This window comes from uncultured Olegusella sp., assembly GCF_947253395.1.
In the GTDB taxonomy this organism is placed as follows: domain Bacteria; phylum Actinomycetota; class Coriobacteriia; order Coriobacteriales; family Atopobiaceae; genus Olegusella.
In genome coordinates, this window is record NZ_CAMXYY010000080.1 from 1 (window position 1) to 6,864 (window position 6,864).

8 protein-coding genes are annotated in these 6,864 nt (G+C 51.4%); 7 read left to right on the forward strand and 1 reads right to left on the reverse strand.

Going from position 1 to position 6,864, the window contains the following annotated elements:
* Positions 1-448 precede the first annotated feature (448 nt).
* The 7 genes from efp (at position 449) to Q0X25_RS06530 (ending at position 5,817) form a co-directional block, all read left to right on the forward strand.
* Positions 449-1,021 (forward strand): elongation factor P, encoded by a 573-nt coding sequence (gene efp / locus Q0X25_RS06500; protein ID WP_298580207.1) that lies wholly within the window; start codon positions 449-451, stop codon positions 1,019-1,021.
* A 126-nt stretch (positions 1,022-1,147) separates the two neighbouring features.
* Entirely contained in the window at positions 1,148-1,516 is a 369-nt protein-coding gene (locus tag Q0X25_RS06505; protein WP_298580209.1) for an Asp23/Gls24 family envelope stress response protein, read from the forward strand.
* Positions 1,517-1,522: 6 nt separating this feature from the next.
* Positions 1,523-2,131 (forward strand): transcription antitermination factor NusB, encoded by a 609-nt coding sequence (gene nusB / locus Q0X25_RS06510; RefSeq protein ID WP_298580211.1) that lies wholly within the window; start codon positions 1,523-1,525, stop codon positions 2,129-2,131.
* Complete coding sequence (locus Q0X25_RS06515; protein ID WP_298580212.1) at positions 2,131-2,415, forward strand: exodeoxyribonuclease VII small subunit; 285 nt, start codon at positions 2,131-2,133, stop codon at positions 2,413-2,415. Before nusB ends, Q0X25_RS06515 begins: the two co-directional genes overlap by 1 nt.
* A 5-nt stretch (positions 2,416-2,420) precedes the next feature.
* Positions 2,421-3,155, forward strand: coding sequence for a TlyA family RNA methyltransferase (locus Q0X25_RS06520; RefSeq protein WP_298580215.1), 735 nt, complete (start codon positions 2,421-2,423; stop codon positions 3,153-3,155).
* Between the two features lie 173 nt (positions 3,156-3,328).
* Entirely contained in the window at positions 3,329-4,183 is an 855-nt protein-coding gene (locus Q0X25_RS06525; protein WP_298580218.1) for an NAD(+)/NADH kinase, read from the forward strand.
* A 2-nt stretch (positions 4,184-4,185) separates the two neighbouring features.
* Complete coding sequence (locus Q0X25_RS06530; RefSeq protein ID WP_298580221.1) at positions 4,186-5,817, forward strand: DNA repair protein RecN; 1,632 nt, start codon at positions 4,186-4,188, stop codon at positions 5,815-5,817.
* A gap of 55 nt (positions 5,818-5,872) precedes the next feature.
* Here the strand turns inward: Q0X25_RS06530 and Q0X25_RS06535 are convergent, their stop codons facing one another.
* Complete coding sequence (locus tag Q0X25_RS06535; protein ID WP_298580224.1) at positions 5,873-6,670, reverse strand: TatD family hydrolase; 798 nt, start codon at positions 6,668-6,670, stop codon at positions 5,873-5,875.
* Positions 6,671-6,864 lie beyond the last annotated feature (194 nt).

Below are 6,864 nucleotides of genomic sequence, written 5' to 3' on the forward strand. Positions count from 1 at the left end.
TAACGGTCTCGTGGGCTCGGAGATGTGTATAAGAGACAGGTAGAACGTGGCGTTTGGCATCCGACGTGAATTAGAACGTGGCTTTTGGCAATAGGCAGGGGAAAATGTGCAGCGAATGACGCCCAGGATGAAGAAAGATGTGGCGTTTGACAGCGGAAAGACGTAACGCGGTGCTCAGCCCACTGCGATACCGCTCTACAGCATTCAATATTGCTGAGATCCATGCAACTTGCTCTGCTGCCATTTATATAGAGAAGCAAATCAGCGATTGTTGAGCGTTAAAACTAATGAATGCTGTTTTGATTACCTAAGCTTGGGTGAGCAAACTAGTCAAGATATGTAAAAGCACGACTGAGGCTTTTTGCGCTGCGTTTCTTGGCGTATAGTTAACACGTATGCGAGTTGCCTGTCGCAGGTAGGCAGGCTGTAACAAAGAAGGGCAGCACCAGTGGCTACAACAACTATTAGCACCGCAGATTTTCGCAATGGCATGGGTATTTATCTCAACAATCACTACTACACTCTTGTTGAGTTTCAGCATGTCAAGCCTGGTAAGGGCGGTGCTTTTGTGCGCTACACCCTCAAGGATTTGCAGTCTGGCAAGACTATAAACAACCAGACGTGCAATGCAGGTAGCAAGTTTGAGAGTGTTCAGCTTCTTACCCATGAGATGCAATATCTCTACAATGATGGCATCAACTATGTCTTTATGGACAACGAGACCTACGAACAGGTAATGGTTGATCCCAGCTACATTGGCGATAACGCCCAGTGGCTCAAGGAAAACGATACGTGTCAGCTGCTCTATGCTGATACCGAGCTTCTTGGTGTTCAGCCTCCCATGTTTATTGAGACTGAGATTACCCAGACTGATCCTGGTTTTAAGGGCGACACTGTTCAGGGTGGCACCAAGCCTGCTACCATCGAGACAGGTGCCACTATTCAGGTTCCTATGTATATCAACCAGGGCGAGCGTATTAAGGTTGATACGCGTACGGGCAAGTTTGTCCAGCGCGTTTAGTTTTGCGTTTGATTGTGCGCTGACGTTTGTCGTTGATGTGACGTTGGCATAGGCGTTGGTGCACGTTTGATTTGTTTGTTCACAGCCGTAGGCGGCTTGTCCGCGGCGCGTCCGAAAGGATCTCACATGTCTAGCTCAGAGCTGAACATCGAAGGTATCGGTATCTCGCGCACGGTCGTGTCATCCATTGTGGCAGCTGCAGCCGAGAGGGTTGAAGGCGTTGCTTCTGTGGGTCAGAAGGCCACCGCTTCCAATTTGGTATCGTCTTTCTTTGCTACAGGTTCTGCTATGCCCGAAAATGACCCAGTGGATGCTGAGGTTGTTGATGGAAAGCTGCACGCCACTGTGCATCTCACGGTTTTGTATGGCTATCCGTTCACCCAGCTGGCTGCTTCTGTGCGTGAGGCTGTTGAGCTGGCAGTCCAAGAGCAGATGGGTGTTCAGGTTGACGCTGTGGATGTGTGCATCGATAGCATTGTCTTTCCCAAGGAGTAGCCTCTCGTGCTAAAAGGTAGATCTTTTGTCGGACGAAGCCTCGCCCGCTCTCAAGCACTGCAGTTGCTTTTTCAAGCTGAGTTGCGTGATCGTAGTGTTGAGGATGTCCTTGCTCAGGGACCTTGTCTTGAGAAGGGACCCTTGGATGATTTTGGTCGTGAGTTGGCTTTGGGCGTTGAGGATTCTCTGCGCGAGCTGGATACCATTATTTCGGCGCGTTCTGCAGCTTGGCCTGTTGAGCGCATGCCGTTGGTTGACCGTAACTTGCTGCGTATTGCTATCTATGAAATGCTCCACGTTAAGGAAGTCGATATTGCTGTTGCCATTGATGAATGCGTTGAGCTGGCAAAAGCATATGGCACCGATGAAACTCCGCGTTTTGTAAATGGTATTTTGGGCCGTGTTGCCGACCAGCTTGAAGCAGGAGAAGATCCTGTTGAGTTGTCACGTGCAGAGCTCACGTTGCGTAAAGCCTCGTCTGCATCAGGCTTTGGCTGGGAGAGTGAAGCTTCAGCTAATGAAATCGGAGCTGCAGATGCTATTGATGGCCAGGTGGCCGTTGAGGGCTTTGAGGGTAGCGATAGGGATGTAGTCACCAGCGGAGGAGAGCTCTAATGGCAAACCCCGATATTTCCCAGTACCGTAGTTTTGACCAGATTTGCGACCGTCTTGACAGTATTATCGGATCTGTGCGCGATAAGGATACCTCCCTCGAACGTTCACTTGACTTATTTGATGAGGCAATCGCCTTGGGTTCGGCCGCAGTCGAGATGGTCGATGTGACTGAATTATCTCCTACAGAAGAAGCGCGTCTTCAGAAAGAGGCGGCTCAGGCTACAAAAGACAGTTCTTCTCCTGTTGATGCTTCAGTTGAGCAGAGCTCTTCTTTGCAGGATTAGCGCTCATGGCACGTAGGCGTCTCGATCTTGAATTGGTAGAACAGAGCTTTTTTTCAAGTCAAGCTGAAGCTGCTGTAGCGGTACTTGAGGGACGTGTCTCTACTTCTCATAAGCGCCTAGAGCATCCTGGAGACCAAGTTAAACCTGGTATTTATTTGCATGTACGCGGAGCACGTTCCTATGTGTCACGCGGCGGCCTCAAGCTAGAACATGGTCTAGCTTATTTTGGTGTTGATCCTACTGGGTTTGCTTGTCTTGATGTGGGCTGCTCTACAGGGGGTTTTACTGATTGTTTATTGCAGCATGGCGCAAAAACGGTGCTTTCGGTAGATGTAGGCCGTGCTGAATTTTCTTGGGCCTTGCGTAATGATCCGCGTGTGGTTTTGCTTGAGGGTACCAACATCGTGGATGTGGCGACTCCTGAGCGTTGCTCCACCATTGATCTTGCTGTATGTGATGTGTCCTTTACCTCTGTCGAGACAATTTTGCCTGCCGTGATGGCCTTGCTTAAACCTACTGCTGCTTTTTTGACCTTGGTAAAGCCACAGTTTGAGGCTCCGCGCGAGGATGTGGGCGCAGGTGGTATTGTCCGGGACCCCACCGTTCGTCTTGCTGCTGTGCAAAAAATTTCTGATGCCTTTAGCCAAGCGGGCCTTCGTGTGCAGGGAAGCTGTGAAAGTCCCATTACGGGTCGTAAAGGCAATATCGAATATCTTCTTTACGGCACCTGCAGCTGTTAGCATCTCGCATTGCAAGTAGATCAAAAAGACACTTTTGCGAAAGAGGGTCAGGCGCGGGATGCGGAAAAGCCGGAGGATGATACACTGCAGATACGTTGAAGTGTTTTCGCAGAACGGTGAAGGTGAGTGCGCAACACTTGCTTGTTGCCAAAGCTGCGTTGAATGGAGCCAATGTGAAAGTTCTTTTTGTCCCCAATTATTCACGGGAAGCCGCAGTGGAGGGTGCTCGTCAACTCGCTGAGTGGCTGGAAGAGCAAAGCGTTGAGGTCGCATGGGCTCCTGACAAAAAACTCTTTCCCAATGCACCAGCTGACACAGAAGATGTAAACCTTGTCGTTTCGTTGGGTGGGGATGGCACGCTTTTGCGTGCGGCGCGTCTTGTAGGCTACCAGGAGATTCCTATCATGGGTATTTCCTATGGTCATTTGGGTTTTCTTACTTGCGGTGAGCCAGGCGAGATGTTTCAGTTGGTGGAAGCAGCCCTAGCAGGAGAACTGCATGCTTCCAAACGAGCAACGCTCGATATTGAAGTCGAGTTTGAGCAGGAGAATGGCTCGGCATGCATGGAACATCATTTTGCGCTTAATGATATGTCGCTCACGCATGGCGCACATGGCGACATGATTGTCTTTGATGTAGCAGTTTCTGGTCACCATATTGATCGCCTACGCGGCGATGGTTTTGTCGTTTCAACAGCGACGGGTTCAACAGGTTATGCGCTTGCAGCGGGTGGTCCCATCGTAACACCCGAGTTCAAAGGTATGGTTTGTGTACCAGTGGCTCCTCATACGCTGATGGCGCGTGCATTTCTTACCTCGCCGTCTGATGTTGTTGAGATTGCTATTAGTGATGAACGCAATGCAGATCGCCTCTTTTATGCTGACGGTCAGCCCATTGGTGATGGTAATTATCGTGGCATCAAAGCAACCGTACGCCGCGGTCCTTCGGATATCATTCTTCTTGACCATAGTTCAAGGAGTTTTTATGAGTCGGTTTCACGCGTCTTTTATGGCAAAGCAGGGCAATAAACATGATTGATGAGCTGCGTGCACAAAATGTAGCGCTAATAAAAGATGCAATAATCAGCCCAGCTGCAACAGGGCTGACAGTACTGACTGGCGAGACGGGTACCGGCAAGTCTGCTTTGCTTTCTTCAATAAAGTTGCTGATGGGTGAGCGCGCCGATGCAGGAGCAGTACGTGAAGGTTCAGATGCTCTTGTTGTAGAAGCTCGTCTTTTTCTTGCCGGGGGCGATCCTGACGGCATGATTGTGCGCCGCCGCGTTGAGGCTGGAGGCCGGGGCCGTGTAGATATCGATGGGCAGATGGCTTCGGTGCGTGAGCTTGCCGAGCAAGTTGGTAGTTCAATTGATTTGTGTGGCCAGCATGAGCATCAACGGCTGATTAGTCAGGCAAGTCACGCTGCAATGCTTGATGGCTGGATTGGAAACACAGCACAAGAAGCTCGGGATGCATATGGTGAGGCCTTAGCATCTGCACGTGCAGCATCACGCGAGCTCGAGTGCGTGCGTGAAGATGGGCGCAATGCAGCTGAGCGCTTAGATGAAGCGCAGTTTACCCTGAATCGCATCAACGCAGTTGATCCTCACGAGGGTGAATACGAAGAGCTTGAAGAACGATTGCCGCGCTTTGAGCATGCTGAGGCGTTGATGGGCGCTGCTTCGACGGCTCATTGTGTACTGACAGGCGATAATGCTGCAGAAGATCAGCTTTCTGATGCCATAGCAAATCTGCGTGAAGCTGCGCGCTATGACAAGCAACTCGCCCAACTCGCAGACACGCTTGAAAGCGCGCTTATCGAAATTGAGGATGTGTCGCGCGAGCTGCGAGATTATCGCGATTCGGTGGACTTTAATCCTGGCGAGCTTGATCAAATGCAAAGTCGTATGGCAAGTCTGCGTGGACTCATGCGCAGCTATGGTCCTGGTATACAAGACGTGCTCGAACGTCGCGAGCGTGCGTCACGTATTGTGGCGGCAGCAGCTGATGGGGGAGAGGCTCTGCGCAGAGCGGAGGCAGCGTTAGCTGCAGCGGAGGCCACCCTTGTCCAAAAGGCAGATGCGCTTGATGCCCTGCGCCAAGAGGCAGCGCCTCGCTTTGCTCGAGAAGTGAGCGAGCAGATGGCCTTTTTACAGATGGGCAGCGCCTCAATAGAGTTGGCTGTAGAACGCTTGCCGCGTTCGCAGTGGAGTAGCGAGGGACCTAGCCGCGTGACCTTGATGTATCGTCCTGCTGCAGGTCTTAGCGCGCGACCCCTTAGACGTATTGCCTCGGGTGGTGAGGTGAGCCGCGTAATGCTTGCCATCAAGGTAGTACAAGGTGAGACAGACGCGAGCGATACACTCGTCTTTGATGAGGTGGATGCTGGCGTTGGTGGTACTACTGCTGTAGCGCTGGCGCAGATGCTTGCACGCTTGGGTAAAAGCCATCAGCTCATTGTAGTGACTCACCTCCCACAAGTGGCAGTCCTTGCGACGCGTCATTATGTGGTGTCCAAGTCCGATGCGAAGGTGCCCGAGACAACCATCGAACACATCACGGGTGAAGCGCGTGTTCATGAAATTGCTCGTATGCTTTCGGGCGATGAAACAGCAGCATCCCTTGCGCATGCCCGCGAAATGCTTGAGGAAGCAGTGTGCTAGCGCAGCGTAGCGATGAATGTGGAATTGCTGAAACTTGCAAAGGAATTGCCTTGCACTAGCGCAGCGTAGCGATGAGCTGCTGGCTACGCTTGGAAATGCGCTCTGCCAATAGAGCAGGTTCCACCTTACGAATATGTGCTAGCTGCAGTAGCGCTTGATGTAGCGCATCAGACATGCTCTGCGCAACAGCTATTGCATCTGTTGCCTTGTCTTGAGGGGGAAAATCAGTTTCAAGTAACAGTCGCTCGGCGGGTAACTGGCGCGCATATTCGCGCCCGCGTTTGGATGCGAGCATAAGTTTGCCTATAGAAAAACGGCAACCTGCGCGTACGGCTCGTGTGAGCTCAGGACTGCTTGCAGAAAACCAGTGCATGATACATATGCAACTTGCGAGCACTCCAGTATCGCCCAGGATATTCAAAATTGCATCCACGGATTTCACGCCATGCAGCGACAGGATCGATCCGGGCTGGATGGTAGTTGCAATGCGCCTGAGAGCTGCAAGCTGCGCATCTTTGCTCGGGAGATGCGCCGTTCCAAAGTCAAGCCCTATTTCTCCTACAAGACAGGGTCCTTGGGCAAGCAGATCACAGGCGGCGGCAACGCCAGCTTCGCCTGCACGTTTGATCCACCAGGGATGTAAGCCAACGCCGACAAGCCACTTGTCTCCAGCAAGCTTCGCTGCGACCTCATCATGAACCTCGGGCGTTACCATGCAGCAAAGCCCGCCTGCAACCTGTCGTTTTGCCAGTTCACGTGCTGTGCCCGTAACATCGCGACAAAAATCTAGGTGACAGTGCATGTCATACAACGCTGGCATATCTGCACGCTCTGCTTGAACACGTGTATCCATATGCTCTCTTTCACCCTTAGATGTATCTGCATGGTTTAGAAGGAATTTGGTCTAAAGCTTTTTCTGTTGCATGCCTATCTCTTTTAGTAAGTCTAAAGTATTTTTTTTGGTTGCGATGCTCAGAGCTATTCGAATGTGCTTTGCTGAGTGTGGAAAATTTGCCCCGACGTTCGGTTGAAGTTGATATTCAACCC

Bases quoted from the DNA above. Each gene is read 5' to 3' on its own strand.
- Q0X25_RS06505 (WP_298580209.1), top strand. From the start codon at position 1,148: ATGTCTAGCTCAGAGCTGAACATCGAAGGTATCGGTATCTCGCGCACG.
- Q0X25_RS06515 (WP_298580212.1), top strand. From the start codon at position 2,131: ATGGCAAACCCCGATATTTCCCAGTACCGTAGTTTTGACCAGATTTGC.
- Q0X25_RS06520 (WP_298580215.1), top strand. From the start codon at position 2,421: ATGGCACGTAGGCGTCTCGATCTTGAATTGGTAGAACAGAGCTTTTTT.
- Q0X25_RS06530 (WP_298580221.1), top strand. From the start codon at position 4,186: ATGATTGATGAGCTGCGTGCACAAAATGTAGCGCTAATAAAAGATGCA.
- Q0X25_RS06535 (WP_298580224.1), bottom strand. From the start codon at position 6,670: ATGGATACACGTGTTCAAGCAGAGCGTGCAGATATGCCAGCGTTGTAT.